The sequence below is a fragment of the Nitrospira sp. genome (assembly GCA_029194665.1).
Taxonomy (GTDB): Bacteria; Nitrospirota; Nitrospiria; order Nitrospirales; family Nitrospiraceae; genus Nitrospira_D.
Genome location: JARFXO010000007.1, coordinates 94,348 through 112,246, shown reverse-complemented (window position 1 = coordinate 112,246; position 17,899 = coordinate 94,348). Strand labels below are relative to the sequence as shown.

Here is a 17,899-nt window from a genome sequence, read left to right as displayed (position 1 = left end):
GTCAACTCTTGCTCGACTCAGCCATCGCCACCAGAACTTTTCTCGGTCCCTTGAACGGCGTGCGTCCATGCGCCGCCAGCATGTTGTCCAGCATCAATACATCGCCTTCCTGCCATGGGAACTGGACGGCACGGCAGTGATAGGCGTCCCGGATCTCGTCCAATACAGCCTCCTCGATCGCGGTTCCGTCTCCGTAACAGGCCTGCCGAGGCAGATCCGCCTCACTGACGACGGACAGCAGCGCCTCGCGGACGGCTGGCTCCAAATTCGAGACATGGAACAGATGCGCTTGGTTGAACCACACCGTTTCGTTGGTGCGGGGATGGACGGCGACGGCCTGGCAGACCTGACGCGTGCGGAGTTCTCCGTCCGGTTTCCATTCATAGGCGATCCCAGCCGCACGGCAGAACCGTTCCACGACTCGACGGTCCACGGTGTTGAACACTTTGGTCCAGGGCACGTCCAGTCCGTTCCCGTAGTTGCGTACATACATCACACCCTTCTCGATGAACCGCTCTCTGATGCGGACCGGAATGTGCCGATACACCTCGCGGCTGTCCGCGATCGGCGTGTAGCCGCCTTCCGGCGACGCCTGCGCGCAATAAAACCAGATTTTCATCGGCCATTCGGTGGTATAGGCTTGTTCGTTGTGCAGGGGGATGTGCTGATGTGGAGGATATTCCGTCGAGGTATAAATCTGATTGTGGACCTTCGACCGGGGTGTTGATCCAAACTCGTAGGAAGCCAGGTCAGGCGAAATCGTCTTGACCAACGCTTCGAAGTCAGCCGCCGATTCTATAGGAAACCCCCTGAACAGCAGGCCTCCCACGGTCGACAGATATGTGCTCACCGTCTGTTCAATAACGTCTCGGTATTCAGCCAACGAACGATTTTCCGTGGGACTGACCACGACAGGAAGAAGGGTGTTCGAGGCCAAGGAACTCACCCGGCAAGACAGCTGAGCGACTGCCTCTCCACATGTTTCCTCGACGGGTATCGGCGAAATATTATTGTGATGAGCGTGCATGATGCTCCTCCACATGCGTCGTTGCGACGAATCGTTCCGTGACTACGACCGTCATCGTCATCGCGCAACCTCTCGATATGGGGATAACGCCGTAGAGAGCACCTCCAGCAGTGGTCCCTGCGCGCTCCGCATGAAGAAATGATCTCCTTGAAACAGCCACAATTGAAATCGTTCGCGAGTATGTTGCTGCCAAGCCCGCAACATCAGACTATCCACATGTGTATCGCTCATCCCCCCGAATGTAGTGATGGGACAGCTCAACGGAGGCTCTTCTCGGTACACATACAGGTCACGGAGCGAGAAATCTGCCCGAAGCACTGGAAGCATCATGTGCATCAGTTCCGGGTGGTTCAGGACCTCGGGCGGCGTGCCGTTGAACCGATGCAGCCGCTCAAGAAATTCATCCTCCGACAGGTCACACATCCTCTCCGAACAGGGAAGATGCGGGGCAGGACCGCCGGATACGAACAGATGACTTGGCTCGATTCCATCGCTCCGGCGTAACTCACGGGCTAATTCAAAGCTTACCAACGCGCCGATACTGTGACCAAAAAATGCACAGGGTCGATCCATGTAGGGTTTCAAGGCTTCGCGCAACAGAGACACCAGCTGACGCAAATCACCGACAGACGACTCGGTGATCCTGGCCTCCCGTCCAGGAAGCTGAACGGCACAGACTTCGATATCCGCCAAGAACTCACTGTCGGCCCAGCCTCGGAAGACAGAGGCTCCCGCGCCTGCATACGGGAAACAAATTAAACGCGTTCCCGAGCTGACGGGCCGAGGGGTGACGATCCATGGAGATACGCGTGAGACGGTCAGCATGAGGATGTCGATTTTTCCGCCTTGGGCTGTTCGTCCATCCATTTCCTCAAACTCAACGGACGCATATCGGTCCATACTTCCGCGATATGGGCGAGACATTCGGCCTTGAGCCCGGTTTTCCCCTCGTCTCTCCAGCCCAGCGGATTCTCGCGATAGGATGGCCAGATCGAGTATTGCTCTTCATGATTCACCACTACCTTGTAAATGGTCGTGTCTTCGCGTTCTTCGCTGTTCATCGGTCCTCCTCCTGGTGTAATTGACGTTCGGCGGATATCGGTTTCTGTACAGCGGCCATCTGTGTGGTACGTGAACGAGGAACCAGCGTTAGCGTATGGACCGGCGTCCCGGCCAAAAACGGTAGCGGCAGCCCTTCACTCCAGTAACGTTGCTGATCCCGATAGTGTGGTGAGAGCGGATGTCCGGACTGTCCACCGGGCATATGGAGAATGCCCTCGTCTTGATGGCCAGGGGATACCACGAGCCTTTGACTCGCTCCGAGACCATCCTGCATCACCCGAATGCACTGCCCGCATCCCGACGCAGGTTCATCCGGCATGTTGAGGATGTACCCCAGTCCTGGCAATGCCTCGGCGAGAGGATGCTCGATCCTTACACGATTCAGTTGTCCCCAAGTGAGCTCGGTCAGTGACACAGAGGGATATTCCTCCTCCAATTCCCAGACACTTTGCTCGACTACGTTCAGAAGAAATTCCGACCAACTGGAAAAACGGCCTGGATCCGGATTCAGCTCCGGGATTTGCGTCGTCAAAAGTTCACGTAACGGAGTGTCCAAATCGCCGTCGTAGCTGAACTGCGCGTCGCGCTCATGACAAGAGGACAAATAAGGAGCAAACACCGAGCGTGACAGCAGTTCACTAAAGCGGAGTACAAGCGCGAAGCCACGGCTGTCGGCGTCCGCCTTCCCGTTCCAGGCCGCGAAGGCATGCCGGGCGTTCATTAAAGACGGGTTGCGTTGAATCACACCGTCCGTTAGGAGATCTTGCGCAAGTTGCCTGTAGAACTCATAGAATTGACTGGTCGAATCCAATTGTAGGTCAAACAGATCCCGCTCCCTGATTTTTGTCATGGACGCCAGTCTCTGCGAGATTCTGAACGCGCGATACCCATTGGCAAAAGAATGGCCGACCACGTAGGGATAGGAGACATCCAACATGCGTTGATTCGCGCTGACGACAAACCCCGACGGAGGATCGACAATGCTGGGTAAGGCCTCCGGAGACACATATCCTCTCCAATCGGAGCGGCCGTCCGCCCAGGAAACACTGACTGACCCGTCAAATCCGCGACGCACGGGAATTCTGCCTGTGTAGGTCCAAGCAATATGGCCGCTACTGTCGGCAAGAATGACATTACTTGGCGGACCGCCGGCATGGTTCATCACGGCTATGGCCTCGCTCACCGACCGGACCCGATCCATAGCGAGCTGACCGAGATCAACCGCTTCCGGATCGAGTGCGGTCCAGCGAACGGCCACAGGCCCCTTCAATAGAGGATCCCGTGACACAGGGCCCCAGATGGTATCGTTGAGCTCCACCATAGAGTGAGGAGCCTCCTTCACCTTGATGATTTCGCGCCGACTCGTAAACCGTTTCCATCCTCCCGGAGTCTTGTACTCGTTTGAATCGGCTGGATTGATTTCCAGTCGTATAAGGTCCAAAAAATCTCCCTCCACATTCGTCACACCCCACGCCACAAAACCGTTCGTGCCCGCAACGACGACCGGAATACCTGGCACCATGACACCGGCGATCTCGACCTGTTCGTATCGAAGCTGGAGACGGTACCAGATATTGGGAACCGCCATATCCAAGTGCATGTCGCTCGCGAGAACGGCTCGGCCGTCCGCCATCATGGCCCCATGGACGGCCCACCCGTTCGAACCCAATCCACTCCTGCCGAAACGGACCATGGCCGTTCGCCGAGCCTGCACCTGATCGACAGGCCGTCTGAGAGCCCTCAATGCCCGTACAGGAATCGGCGGACGCATAGAACTTTTAGACCTCCTGCTCAACAACGCGTCCGTATAAGGATCAGTCTCCGGGACGAGAAACGCGACGACTTCGGAAGGTAACGCCTCCTTCATCACCGTTTTCATCCGCTCTTCCCCGTCGGCCCCGTTCAGCATATGGAACATTTCCAGCAAGATCAGAAGACTGTCCTCTGCTTTCCAATGTTCCGGTGCATAGCCGAGCAGGACAAACTCGAACGGCGGCGTCTGCATCTGAGTCAGGTAGTCGTTCACTCCGTCCGTGTAGGCTTCGAGGACAGCTCTTTGATCTTGAGGCAGCTGCACAGCAATGGCTTTGGCTGTTCCGCTGAATCCAAAGGTCCGTTGCTTAAGATCGGTTTGACGCATCGCCTCGCCGAAAATCTCGGCCAGCCGCCCTGAAGCGGTACGCCGCAACAAGTCCATCTGAAACAGACGATCACGCGCAGTGACGTAACCGAGCGCGCGGATCGCGTCTTCTCGCGAACGGGCCGCAATCGTGGGAATACCGTAAGCATCCGAGGTGACCGTGACCGGTTCGCGCAGGCTCGTGACGTCCAATTTGCCGTCCAACATCGGCAACGAGGCTCGAATCGTCGTCACGGCGTAGCCGAAGCCTCCCGCCAAAACGAGGACGAGGAGGACCGATGGAAAAACCACGCGCTTCATGAACGTGAATCTTGCTCCGCTGCGCGGACTGCTTCGCAGAAAGTGCGGGCAATCGTATCCACTTCTTCTGCTGTGACGATGAGCGGTGATAGAAATCGCACGACCGTGCCGTTGCGTCCTCCCAGTTCGAGGATCAGACCGCGATTGAGGGCCTGAGATTGAATCTTTCTCGCGAGTTCCGGAGCCGCAGGATAGCTTCCTCGGGCGTCGGGGCGCGCGTTGATATCGACGATTTCAACACCGATCATCAACCCACGCCCTCGTACGTCGCCGAAGCTGTGCGACGATGCCTGGGCATTGCGCAGATGCGACAAGAGACGCTCTCCCATGATCTGAGCATGCTGATCGAGACGATGGGTTCGGACGAATTCGATAGTTGCCGCACCCGCAGCCATCGCCATCTGGTTTCCGCGGAAGGTGCCGGCATGAGCTCCCGGCTGCCACTGATCCAGCTCGGCTCCATACACCACCACGCTCAACGGCAGCCCCCCTCCAATTGCCTTGGACAGCACCAACGCGTCGGGAATGATCCCGGCCCGTTCGAATGCAAACATCGACCCGGTCCGTCCCAGTCCGGTCTGAATCTCATCGATGATCAGTGGAATGTTGCGATCTTTTGTGATCCGCCGAATGTCCCTGAGCCAGGTATCAGGCGAAGGAATCACACCGCCCTCACCCTGAACCACTTCCAAGATCACAGCCGCCGGGGACACGACACCGCTGTTCGGATCGTCGAGTAACCGCTCGATATAGGTGCTGGAGAGGCGGTGTCCTTCCTCGCCGCCGACACCGAACGGACAACGATAATCGTAGGGATACGGAAGGAACTGAACATCCGGCATCAGACCGCTGACGGCGGCTTTTGGTCCCAAGTGGCCGGTCAGCGCCAAACCGCCGTGCGTCATTCCATGATAGGCGCCATGAAACGACAGAATCGTTCGTCGCCCCGTCGCTGTCTTCACCAGTTTGACGGCAGCCTCCACCGCGTCGGCTCCTGACGGCCCGCAGAACTGGATACGCGCCTCTTCCGCGAACGCTTTCGGCAGTGCCCCGAAGAGCGCGTCGACGAAGCGGTCTTTCACCGGCGTCGTCAGATCCAGCGTCTGGAAGGGTACGCCTTCCTGCAACAATTGCTGGATGGCGTCCAATACAACCGGGTGGTTGTGCCCCAATGTCAGTGCACCGGCGCCGGCGAGACAATCAATGTACGTGCGGCCGTCGGTATCCTGCACGTAGATCCCCTTGGCCTTGCTGAGGGCCAACGGGAGCCGCCTCGGGTAACTGCGGGCGTTCGACTCCCGCCCTGCCTGTCGCTTGAGATATGGATTGTGTTCTCTTTCCTCCGTCACAGAGTGCGGCTTTGTCGGGAACATCTTCTTCAACTCATCCACATGAACGGTCATGACGGGCTCCTTCCTTCACACGTGCGGCATTTTGACGGCGATCGAGCCGATTGCCGCATGACGACGGCGATGCCGGTTATCGAAATGCGCCCACTCCTTCCGCCACTGTTGTGATCTTTCCTAGATCCATCCGGAGACATCGGTCCGCGACAGAAAAGTACTGATCATCATGAGTAATGACCAATGCTGTTTTTCCGCGTGCCTTCAAGTCAGGCAGCAGCTCCTCATAGAACACTCGGCGAAAAATCGGATCCTGATCGGCGGCCCACTCATCGAACACATAGAACGGACGGTCCTCGAGATAGGCGGTCAACAATGCCAGGCGCTTGCGTTGTCCTTGTGAAAGCGCCTGCGTGGACAACTCTCCGTCTCTGATCTGCACCTTGTCGCGAAGCTGCAGACGGTCCACGTATTCGTGTGCTTGCGTATCGAGACCGGGCTGGTGCAAACCGAACAACCTGTCGAACAGATGGTAATCCGAGAAGACGGCTGAGAAGAGCTGACGATAATTTTCGCGGTTGACTTCGTCGATCGGAACTCCGTCGAGACGAATCGTCCCTGATTCCGGTGCATAGAGACCCAGCAGAAGCAGAGCAAGCGTCGTTTTTCCACTGCCGTTTCCTCCCACAAGAAATACCAGCTCACCCGGTGTGAAGCAGAGCTCGATCGGACCGAGATGAAAACTGCCTTCCTCCTCCCGATAGTACCGATGCGTCACACCGACCATCTCGATCCGCTTCCACGTGACGTTGAGAACGGGTCCACCCATGCCGATGGTCCTGACCGTTTCACGTTTCTCGATCTGGTCCTGCGCGGAGGCCGTTTCCAGCGACAGCCCCAACGCCTCGACTTTTTCCAGTGCCACATTTGCGCGACCGACACTCGGAAGGGTTTCAACAATCTGCGCAAACGGCCCCATCAGATACAGGAGCACGAGCGTCGATCCCGCGACCGCCTGCGGAGTCAGCGCAAGCCACTCGGGGAGGACAAACAGAGCAAGCCCGATGACCGCATAAAACAAAAACATCCCCCAGTTTGTGGCGATGGCGTACACCGTCATGCCCTTGACGAAATCCCGCTTGTAGGCAGTCACTGTCGGACGGAGTGCCGTGGCGAGAAATGCATGGCGACGTTCACGATGCAGCTTGAGCTCTTTGATGCCCTCGAGGATCGATTGAAAATGTCGAAAGAGGGTATCGTCTGTTTCTCGAGCCTGTTTGAACGAGTGTAGCGCTTGCTTTTCCTGCGCCTGGAACGAAAGAGCGCCGAAGACCATGAAGCCGAGGACGATGGCCAGCATCGGCCAGGAAAGCCATCCGAGATACGCCAGGCATCCAACAACCGTCGCGCCGTTCACACAAATCAACGGAATTTGCACGTAGGCCTGAGCAATGACGTCCGTGTCTTCGTTGAGCGAGGCCAGCAATCGATGGCGACCGAGTTCCTGCACCTGTCGAAAAGGCGCACGAAGAATCTGCTCACTGAGATGTACCCGCAACTGCGCGATGATGTCTTGTCCCAATCGCGTCAACACCACCTCCGAAAAGGCCTTCGTGACCACCACGAGCACGACACCTCCAAGAAAACTCAGACCGAGAGCCACTGTGCGCTGGCTCTCCTCCAGCGCAGCATTGATAAAGGCGATAATCCCCGCGCTTGCCAGGCCACTGATCAATCCTGCGACCGTGGAGAGCATGACCAGTCGCCATGAATTGCGGTACAAGAAGCGGATCAAACTCATGGTCGTGCGTTCCTCATGATTCCGGTCCGCGCGGGACACTCGAATGCATGGCACCGCTCCGTTGAGCACGAGCTTTTCGAGGAAGCGGAACAATGTCCGGTACCGCCGTGACGCCACCCCCTTGTTCTCGCCGGATTTGCTCGGAGAGTCCGGCGACCGTCGGAGATTCAAAAAACTTCTTGAGCGAGACCTCCATGCCGAACATGTCCTGTACGCGGTTCAAGATCTGCAGAGCGGCCAGTGACTCGCCGCCCAACGTGAAAAAGTCGTCACGCAGACCGACGCGATCGACCCCGAGAATTTGTTGCCAGACAAGCGTCACTGTTTCTTCAATCGTCGCGCCGGCTATCTGGTCTGCCTTGGCACGGAGTAACTCTTGGCTCGCGTCCCGCTTGTGGGCGGCGAAACCAACGACATGAGACAGCGCAGTTCCGGCGCTTTGCCTCACAAGGGATGAACAGTCGCGAACGGACACGATCACCTGTGATGACGTCCCTCCCTGCAATATCCTGCCGAACACATCCTGCGCTTCCGATGCAGCCATGCCGTCGAATTCTGAAGCATCGATCTGTAGGGTTTTCAACCTGGCTTCTGCTTGCACCGCCATTCCAACCTGGTTCCATCGATCAAAATTCACTGAAATGACGCGCCTCCCGCGCTTCGAGAATGCGTGAGCCATCGCGTCTAAGGCGGCGTTGGCGGCACAATAGCCGACTTGCCCCACTCCTCCGGTCAACGCACTCAAAGAGGAACAGAAGCAGATGAAGTCCAAGGGTACTTTCCGAAACACATGGTCGAGGACGAAAGCGCCGGCCACTTTGGGAGCAAACTCAGCCTCCACAGTCTCCACGGTTTTGAGGTCGATCAGCCCTCCACCTGGTACCGCGGCGGCATGTATCACTCCGTGCACCGCACCGAACCGCTCCAAAGCCTGCGCCAGTGCAAGCCGCATCTGCTGCTCATCGGCTACATGCGCCTGAATGGTGAGAATTTCCCCGCCGCCTTGTTCCAGCGCCTTCAGCCGCTGCACCTGTCCTTCCGTCGGCTTTGACCGACTTATGAGGACAAGGCGCGCCTTGACGGTTCTGACGAGATAGTCGGCAAGTTGAAGACCGACTCCTCCAAGCCCCCCGGTGATGAGATAGACACCTTGTGTTCGCAGTAAGGCCGGCTGTTCGTCAGAATGTTCGAGCTTCACCGGTTGGAATGTCGGGACCCACCGATGCGCTCCCCGGTATGCAACGACTGGTTCATCCTCTCCAACAGAGTGTTCGGCAAGAAGGCGCGCGATCACCGAACGCGTCAGAGCTTCCTCAGTAGGTGTCGATACATGGAGATCGACCATCCGACAGCTGAGATTGACATATTCCTGCGGAATGACCCGACAGGCTCCCACGATCGGAGCCAGTTCCGGACGCAATGTTTCTTCACCTGTGACATCGTGCAACCCGGTTGTCAGGATGCACATGCATGTCGGATTCGCTGAGGTTCTGCTTCCCAAGGCCTGCGAAAGGAACACAAGACTGTGAAAGCCTCGATCTTGCGCACGGCGAAAAGTTTCGACAGACAATGGAGCGTCAGGGAAGCGCAGATTCCAACAGTGCACCACTCGATTCGGTGATAGATCTTGTTCCCGCAACTCCTGAATCAACCTGTGATAATCTTCACGAACGCCGGGCCGAATCGAATACATTCCTTTTGTGAGTTGTTCATATCGTTCCCCTGCCGATACCGTTACGACCGGCCGCTCACCTGATTCCAATTGTTCAACGATTCTAGTTCCTTCCCCATGCTCGCCGACGAATACCAGCCATGAGGCGTCCCGAATGGGCCGAGTCGGCAGACCTGTTCTTGACCTTCTCCATGACGGTTCGTAGAACCAGTCCCTGATGTTCGGTTTCTTGGAGAGCGCCAAGTCCTGACTTGTCGCAGACGGCCGGACCGGTTCGACCCAGAACCGTCGTCGTTCAAATGGATAGGTCGGTAGGGGAATCCGCCGCGGGCGTTCGCCTTGATACAATCCTGACCAATTGATTGGTATGCCGGTCGCCCAGAGACTCCCCACCGCTTCAAGAAAACTTGACGGTTCGGATGTCGCGGAAGAACCGTCTCGTGGTCTGATCAGAGATGGGAGAGTCATCACCGACCGTCCATCAATCTGTCGCTGAGCCAAGGTGCACAAGGTTCGCCCCGGTCCCACTTCAAGCAGAATCAGCTCCGGCTTCAGGTACAATGTCTCGATGCCATCGGCGAACCGGACGGTCCGCCGCAGGTGATTCGTCCAGTAGGACGGATCCATGGCCTGAGCCGGCGCAATCCAGTCACCGGTCAGATTGGAAACCCATGGAATAGTCGGCGCGTGACGCGCGACATCGGCAACCTGTGTTTTAAAGGATTCCAGGATTGGGTCCATCATGCGTGAATGAAACGCATGGGAGGTCTGGAGCCGTACGCTCTGTACACCTTTTTTTGTCAGTGTTTCTTGCAGATCTTTGATCCTGGGTTCCGACCCAGACAAGACGCACTGACTCGGCGCGTTGACCGCCGCGAGGTCCAAGTCTTCATGCAGAAGGGATGTTGCATCTGCTTCCGACATGGACACGGCGAGCATCGAACCAAGCGGCATACCTTGCATGAGTTGTCCGCGAGCTGCGACCAGTCGCAGTGCATCTTCGAGCGAGAACACCCCCGACAGACAGGCGGCGACATATTCTCCGATACTGTGTCCGATCATGCCTTGAGGATGCACATCGAGGCTCATCCAGAGTTTGGCAAGCGCATACTCCACCACGAACAAAGCCGGTTGTGTAAAGGCGGTGCGGTTGAGCCTCTCCGAATCCGTTGCGGACTCCTCAAACAGAACCGACTTGATATCCATCCCGATATGGGGACTGAGAATGGTCGCGCATCGGTCCACCTGTTCACGGAAAATGGGTTCCTGGGAGTAGAGACCGCGTCCCATCGTGCGATACTGGGAGCCTTGTCCTGAGAAGAGAAATGCCACCGGCCTCGGTTCGCCGGCCTGGGCGATCATTTTCACGGAATCCGGACGACTCAGCGCTTGCACTGCAGATTCGATGCCGTCTGCCACCGCCCATCGGCGATTGAGAAAGGCTCTCCGCCCGGTCTGCAATGTATAGGCAACATCCGCTGGTTCAACGGTTGGGTGCCGCTGCAGATGTGAGGTAAGTCGAGCCGTCATCTCGTTCAACGCCGACTTGGATTTGGCGGACAGGACGATGAGTCGCGGACGTTTATCGACAGGATCAAGCTCGCGCTCAACGCGAGGCGCTTCCTCCATGACCACATGGGCATTAGTTCCACCAAGGCCGAACGAGCTGACACCCGCACGCCGTGGGTTGTCATATGATTCCCAATCGGTCAGTTTCGTATTGACGTAAAAGGGCGTCCTTGGAAAATCGATTTCCGGATTCGGTGAGGACAAATGCAGGCTGGGAGGAATTTGTTTGTGCGACAGGGCGAGGGCTGTCTTGATCAGCCCTGCGATCCCCGCCGCTGCATCGAGATGTCCGATGTTGGTCTTGACCGATCCGATAGCACAGAATCCGCTTCTGTCGGTGTCGGCACGAAAGGCCTGGGTGAGGGCCGCCACTTCTATCGGGTCGCCCATGGGCGTCCCGGTTCCGTGCGCTTCGACATATCCTATCGATTCCGGCTCAACCCCAGCCGCCACCTGCGCCGCCCGAATCACCTTGGCCTGCCCTTCGACTCGCGGCGCGGTGTACCCGACCTTATGCGCTCCATCGTTATTGATCGCCGTCCCTTTGATCAGCGCCAAGATACGATCGCCGTCGACTCGTGCCTCCTCCAGTCGCTTCAACAGCACGATTCCCACTCCGCTCCCTCCGACCGTTCCGCGCGCATCCGCGTCGAAGGCCCGACAGTGCCCATCGGGAGAGGCAATCCCGCTCTTCTGATAGAGATAGCCGACCCTTTGCGGCACGTTGACGGAGATGCCGCCCGCCAGCGCCATGTCGCATTCGCCCGCGAGCAGCCCTTGACAGGCGAGATGGACGGCAACCAAGGACGTGGAACAGGCGGTCTGGACCGCGACGCTTGGTCCTTCCAGGTTCAACTTGTAGGAGACACGGGTGGGCAGGGAATCCTTCTCCACGCCAAGCAATCCCGCCATATCGGCAGCCGACTGCAACAACACGCCCTGAGGGAAAAGATTGAACAGGTAGCCGCTGGTGCTGGAGCCAGCATAGACGCCGATCGATCCGTGGATCCGTTCCGGGTCATAGCCCGCATGTTCGAAGGTCTCCCATGCACATTCGAGAAACAGCCGATGCTGCGGATCCATCAGTTCTGCTTCTTTCGGCGGCACGCCGAAGAAATCTGCATCGAAGAGATCAATCCCGTCGATGATGCCTCGCATACGGACATAGTTCGGATCCTGACGCAGCCGTTCCTGAACGCCGGCCGATCGCAGGTCCTCCTCGCTGAGAGCGGTAATGGATTCCACTCCGTCGCGCAAGTTCCTCCAGAATGTCGCGCTGTCGTGGGCGCCGGGGAAACGACAGGCCAGTCCGATGACGGCAATATCCAATCCATCGTGCTCGCTCATCTGATCGCCGCCGTTTCGATCCATCTTAGATTCCGCCTGTCATCGTCCGCCGTTGTTCACGCTGCCGCTTCAACCGTTGCGAACCTGCTATACGTCGTTCCCTTCCCTCTTGCGCCTTTTCATCCTGATCAACCCCTCCACGATCTCCTGTGACTGGCCCTTCACCGGCGACATACGCGGCAAGAGCCTGCACCGTTGGATACTGAAACAAATCGACCATCCCTAATGGCCGCGCGCTCAGCGAGCGGACCTGCGTCAGCACCTTACCCAGGAGAAGAGAATGACCGCCGAGATCGAAAAAATTGTCGTGACGCCCGACTGTTTCGAGGCCGAGAACAGCTTTCCAAATGTCTGCAATAGCCCGCTCGGTATCGGTCTGGAGTGGCGCCGACAGTGGCTCCGCCATGGGAATCCGTCCGGCGAGGTTTCTCAAGGCCTGACGATCCACCTTCCCACGCGATGTGAGCGGAAAGGCGTCGAGGCATACCCATGCCGTGGGAATCATGTACCCGGGCAGACGGTCGGCCAGGAAACTCCGAAGATCCTGCGCCGCCACGCCGCCCTCCGCCCGAGGCACGACATAGCCCACCAATTGCGGCTCTCCCGTTCGTGCCCCAGCCGGCACACCAGGCTGATCGTTCCATTCCTGGAAGAATTCTTGTAAGATTTTGGCATCCTTCACAGCCGGATGTTGCCTCACCCGAAACTCAATTTCCGCCGGTTCTACCCGAAATCCCCGAATCTTGATTTGGTCGTCGTATCGACCGAGAAATTCCACATTCCCGTCTGCGAGTCGCCGGACCTTGTCGCCGGTCCGATACAGTCGCCGGCCCGGTTCGTGGCTGAAACAGTCCGGGATAAACTTTTCGGCCGTTCGAGCCGGCTGGAGATGGTACCCTCTGGCTAAGCCAACCCCACCGATGTAGAGCTCTCCCGCCACCCCGATCGGAACCGGCTGCAAGGCAGGATTGAGGACATACAATTGCACGTTCGCAATCGGTCGGCCGATCGGCACGGTCGATGCCGACATCCAATCCTTCTGTCGCTCCGGCATGAAGTAGCTCGCCGTGATCGTGGTTTCGGTCGGTCCATACGAGTTGCACCAGGCGATGCGATCCCCGGCAAGTCGTTGCCACCGAACCAAACGATCCGGCAGAGCCTTCTCGCTTCCGACGATCACCAAGCGGAGCGAACGCGGAAGAGCCGTTCCACTGTGCTCAATCGCCTCAATCCATTCGGCCCAGTATGGCGTCGGCAAGTTCAACACGGTGAGACCGTGGTCCGCGATGAACTGCTCGAAATCCGCGAACGCCGGGACCGACTCGTTGGGTCGCAACACCACCGTCGCCCCGGCCGCCCAGGTGGGAAAGCATTCCTCCGCCGCCACATCGAAGCTGATCGAAGCGAATTGCAGCACACGATCGGTCGGCTGAAGACCGTAATGCCTCGCCATGGCCGTACTATGATTGACCAACGCTCGGTGGGAGATTTCAATGCCCTTCGGTTCGCCGGTCGTCCCAGAGGTGTAGAGAATATAGGCCAGGTTCTCCGGTGTGGTGTGCCACCGGGAATCGATGTCGGGTAAAGCGGCGACGGAAGGCCAACTCTCGTCCAGCGCACTGATCGGAACCGTCCGGTTTTGAAACTTGTCGAGGAATTGCTGTTGCGTGAGCACCAATTGCGCGCCGCTGTCCTCGATCATGAAACGGAGTCGTTCGCGGGGATACAGGGGATCCATCGGCACATAGGCGGCTCCGGCTTTGAGAATCCCCAGCAGCCCAGCGACCATCTCCAGCGAGCGTTCCATGCACAGCGCGACGCGACTTTCCATCGCGATGCCCTGCGATCTGAGATAACGGGCAAGCTGGTTGGCTCGTTCATTGAGAAACCGGTAGCTGTACGACGCGCCGTTCCACACCATCGCGATGGCATCAGGAGTGAGTCGGGCCTGTTCCTCGAACAGGTGATGGAGGCAGGACTCGCGTGGATAAGGCGCAGTCGTCTTATTGCAATCCTCAAGTACGTGTCTGCTCTCATCCTGACTCAACAGGCCCAGTGCGCTCACGCGAGCTTCAGGGTTCAGCACGATCTGCCTCAACAATTCCTGAAAGTGTCGGACCATGCGCGCGATGGTTTCATCGGCAAACAGGTCGGTGCTGTACTCAAACACCGCCTCCAAAGATCCATCCTTCATCGCGACCAGCTCAAGCGTGAGGTCGAAGACAGATGTCTGTGTGCTCGTCTTCATCCGGCGGACATCCAGACCCTCCAGCCGGCAGAGATCGGGCTGATCCTCTTCCAAGCTCAGCATGACCTGATAGAGCGGCGTATGGCTGAGACTGCGCGGCACTTGCAGCACCTCAACCAGCCGCTCGAATGGAAGATCTTGGTTGGCCTGCGCTTGAAGAACTGTCTTTCGGACTTGCGCCAGAATGTCCGAATGCGAGGGATTTCCCGACAGATCGGCACGCAATGCAACGGTGTTGACGAAGCAGCCGATAATCGCCTCACATTCCGGTTGTGCTCGGTTGGCCACAGGTGTGCCGACACAAAACTCCGACTGTCCGCTGTAGCGGGCCAAGAGGATGTTGAAGGAAGCCAAAACGGTCATGAATAGTGACGCCTGCTGCCTGCGACCAATTACAAGTAGCTGCCGTCCTACCTCCGCATCTACCGTCCAGGCATATCGCTCCCCTCTCTGCCCTTGAACAGCGGGACGCGGGAAATCGAATGGCAGCGCCAGCACATGCGGTACGGATTCCAACTGCCGACGCCAGTACGTCTCTTGCTGCTTCCATTCCTGACTGTCCACACACTCACGTTGATGGAGAACGGTATCTAGGTATTGTTTCGATAGAATGGCCAGAGGAGATTCAAGCCCGTTCTTGAATGCCCCATACAACTGCACCAGTTCCCTTGCAAGTAGGCGCATGGACCAGCCGTCGGCAACGATGTGATGTATGGTGAGCAACAGGACATGTTCCGTTCGACCCAACCGAATCAGCCGAACGCGCATCAAGTGACCAGCCTCCAAATTGAACGGCTGTTGGGACTCCTTCGACGTCAAGAGCCTGACCCGTTCTTCCTGCATCGGCTCGGATAGGCCCATGAGATCTTCGGTTGGGAGAGGAAGCTCAAGATGCGGAACGATAACCTGGCCCGGTTGGCCGTGACGGACGATGAATCTCGCACGAAGGATTTCATGACGCCGCACGATTTCCGCCAATGCACGATGAAGCGAAACAGGGTCGAGCACTCCCTTGATCCTCAACGCGACCGGAATGTTGTTGAATGCGCTGCCGGGCGACAGTTGATCGAGAAACCAGAATCGTTCCTGCGAAAACGATAACGGCATGACGGCCTGCCTTGTCACCGACTTTTGCAGTCTTCGTGACACAGCCGGCACAGATCGATGCTCTCGTTTAATCAACGCCGCCATACCCGCTACCGTCGGAGCGTCGAACAGAGATTCAAGAGGAAGATCGACTGCATAGGCTGCCCGTACCTTCGCCAATACCTGGATGCCGCGTAGCGAATCCCCGCCTAGTTCGAAGAAATTGTCATGAGGCCCTATGTGGGTGCGATCAAGCACTTGTGCCCAGATTTTCGCTACTGTTTCCATCACGTCATCATCGAAATCAACCGCCGCGTCTTTCGTCCGATCTTCCGTCCTCCTCTCCTGGAATCTGGTTCGAATGCCCTCAAGTTCTTGCCCAAGAAATCTTGTCCGACACAGATGGCGCTGAACCTTCCCGCTCGAAGTCTTGGGAAGGGTTCCAGGCTTGATAAGAACAACGGCATGTACTTGGATTTCGTGATGCTCCGTGACAGCCCGACTGATTTCCGATGCGACATCGTCGAGATCGACCGTAGGAGCGCCGACAACTTCCTGTACCACAACCAACTGTTCCTCATCGTTGATGGGGATGGAGAAGGCCGCGCCGCCGCCCGGCTTGAGAGACGGATGGCTTTCCTGCACTGTGGCCTCAATGTCCTGCGGGTGATGGTTTCTGCCACGGATAATGATCAGATCTTTCACTCTCCCGACCACAAACAGTTCGCCGTCCTGGATCACTCCCAGATCGCCGGTCCGAAGAAATGGACCTTCTATCGTATCCGCCGTCGTGGCCGAGAATGTGATAGCCGTCGTTGCAGGGCGATTCCAGTACCCCTGCGCCACGCTTGCGCCCTTGACCCAGATCTCACCAACCTGTCTCTGATGACGACGTGAGCGCGTCTCAGGATCGACGATGATCACTTGCTGATCGGCACCGGTTCGACCGCATCCTACCAGCCGTCGAGTGGAGGTACCGGCCTGGGAACCGTCGATCATTTCCCCTCTCTCCATCGCGGCTTTCTCAACGGTCTTGAGAACGGGTACAGCGCCAGCTTCGGCTCCGCCCACGAACAACGTCGCTTCGGCCAGCCCATAACAGGGATAGAAGGCTTCTCGCCTGAACCCACATGGACCAAATGTTTCCGAAAATCGATCCAGCGTTCCGGCATGGATCGGCTCGGACCCGTTGAAAGCCACCGACCAGGAACTCAAATCCAACGAAGCTCGTTCCGCGACGGAAATCTGACGCACGCAGAGGTCATAGGCGAAATTCGGCGCGCCACTCGTGGTGGCGCGATACCGAGAAATGGCGGACAACCAGCGATACGGCTTCTGCATAAAATGAACGGGCGACATCAGCACGCAAGGCCTGCCGAGATAGAGCGGTTGAAGAACGTTCCCGATCAGTCCCATATCGTGATAGAGCGGAAGCCATCCAAGAACGGTCGTCTCTTCGGTGTGGCCGAACGCCTGTTGAATCATGCGCTGGTTGTGCAACAGATTCTCGTGGCTGACCATGACGCCTTTCGGAGATCCGGTCGAACCAGAGGTGTATTGGAGGAAGGCAAGCGTCCGTGACGTCAACGCAGGCTGTTTCCAAGCGCTCTCGATGGCTTGGGGTGGAGCGTCAGTCTCGACCCACTGCACCTTCTTGAGCTCATCAATTCCTGAATCCCGGCGGGAAAGCCGTTCGACGCCGGCGCGAATCTTCGTCGTCGTCAGGGCAAAGGTAGCTCCAGAGTCTGCAAGAACTGCCTGCAATCTTGCCAGCGTTCGCTTCCGTTGCGGAGGATAGGCCGGTACGGCGACGACGTCCGCGTACAAACAACCGAAGAAGGCCGCGATGTAGTCAAGACCAGGCGGATAGAGAAGGATCGCCCGTTCACCCTGAGCTCCCAGTGACTGGAGCCAAGCCGCAATAGCTCGCGATTGACGGTCCAATTCACCATACGTGACTTCGCAGGCCTCCGACTCACCGTCGGTTAAGAATGTGTAAGCTGTTCGATCCGTGAAACTGTCGGCTCTATGACGAGCAAGGTCGACGAGCGTTACCATGTCTTTGTGGCCATCAGACGTCACTGGAGCCTTTCTCAATCATGAGAGACACCCCTAGGGCGGGATGCCGGTTGCCTTCACCCCGAATCCTCGTGAACCTCTGTAGGGTTTCTCTCGTTACCTCAGTCGGTGAGCTCGAAGGCCATCTGCATCGAAGGGAACCAGACTAGCGACGTGGCGGGACCGCGTCCCTTCTCTGATGACTGAAGCGTTCTGTACTACGTAGACGGAACACGAAGCATTTCC

8 protein-coding genes are annotated in these 17,899 nt (G+C 57.5%); all 8 read right to left on the bottom strand.

Annotated features, from left to right (window positions below):
• Position 1: 1 nt before the first annotated feature.
• Positions 2-1,027, bottom strand: a complete 1,026-nt coding sequence (locus P0119_20400; protein MDF0668416.1) for a TauD/TfdA family dioxygenase — start codon at positions 1,025-1,027, stop codon at positions 2-4.
• Between the two features lie 57 nt (positions 1,028-1,084).
• On the bottom strand, positions 1,085-1,894 hold the full coding sequence (locus P0119_20395) for an alpha/beta fold hydrolase (GenBank protein ID MDF0668415.1): 810 nt from the start codon (positions 1,892-1,894) through the stop codon (positions 1,085-1,087).
• Positions 1,846-2,088 (bottom strand): MbtH family protein, encoded by a 243-nt coding sequence (locus tag P0119_20390; protein ID MDF0668414.1) that lies wholly within the window; start codon positions 2,086-2,088, stop codon positions 1,846-1,848. The genes P0119_20395 and P0119_20390 overlap by 49 nt, the downstream gene beginning before the upstream one ends.
• Positions 2,085-4,529 carry a penicillin acylase family protein gene (locus P0119_20385; protein ID MDF0668413.1) on the bottom strand — a complete coding sequence of 815 codons (2,445 nt, stop codon included), beginning with the start codon at positions 4,527-4,529 and terminating at the stop codon, positions 2,085-2,087. The genes P0119_20390 and P0119_20385 overlap by 4 nt, the downstream gene beginning before the upstream one ends.
• A complete protein-coding gene (locus P0119_20380; GenBank protein ID MDF0668412.1) occupies positions 4,526-5,932 on the bottom strand; it encodes an aspartate aminotransferase family protein in 1,407 nt (468 codons plus the stop codon). The genes P0119_20385 and P0119_20380 overlap by 4 nt, the downstream gene beginning before the upstream one ends.
• A gap of 76 nt (positions 5,933-6,008) precedes the next feature.
• Positions 6,009-7,673 (bottom strand): cyclic peptide export ABC transporter, encoded by a 1,665-nt coding sequence (locus P0119_20375; protein MDF0668411.1) that lies wholly within the window; start codon positions 7,671-7,673, stop codon positions 6,009-6,011.
• Between the two features lie 13 nt (positions 7,674-7,686).
• Positions 7,687-12,285, bottom strand: a complete 4,599-nt coding sequence (locus P0119_20370; GenBank protein ID MDF0668410.1) for an SDR family NAD(P)-dependent oxidoreductase — start codon at positions 12,283-12,285, stop codon at positions 7,687-7,689.
• Position 12,286: 1 nt separating this feature from the next.
• Positions 12,287-17,677 carry an amino acid adenylation domain-containing protein gene (locus P0119_20365; GenBank protein ID MDF0668409.1) on the bottom strand — a complete coding sequence of 1,797 codons (5,391 nt, stop codon included), beginning with the start codon at positions 17,675-17,677 and terminating at the stop codon, positions 12,287-12,289.
• Between the last annotated feature and the right edge of the window lie 222 nt (positions 17,678-17,899).

Bases quoted from the DNA above. Each gene is read 5' to 3' on its own strand.
- P0119_20380 (MDF0668412.1), bottom strand. From the start codon at position 5,932: ATGACCGTTCATGTGGATGAGTTGAAGAAGATGTTCCCGACAAAGCCG.
- P0119_20370 (MDF0668410.1), bottom strand. From the start codon at position 12,285: ATGGATCGAAACGGCGGCGATCAGATGAGCGAGCACGATGGATTGGAT.
- P0119_20375 (MDF0668411.1), bottom strand. From the start codon at position 7,673: ATGAGTTTGATCCGCTTCTTGTACCGCAATTCATGGCGACTGGTCATG.
- P0119_20390 (MDF0668414.1), bottom strand. From the start codon at position 2,088: ATGAACAGCGAAGAACGCGAAGACACGACCATTTACAAGGTAGTGGTG.
- P0119_20400 (MDF0668416.1), bottom strand. From the start codon at position 1,027: ATGCACGCTCATCACAATAATATTTCGCCGATACCCGTCGAGGAAACA.
- P0119_20395 (MDF0668415.1), bottom strand. From the start codon at position 1,894: ATGGATGGACGAACAGCCCAAGGCGGAAAAATCGACATCCTCATGCTG.
- P0119_20385 (MDF0668413.1), bottom strand. From the start codon at position 4,529: ATGAAGCGCGTGGTTTTTCCATCGGTCCTCCTCGTCCTCGTTTTGGCG.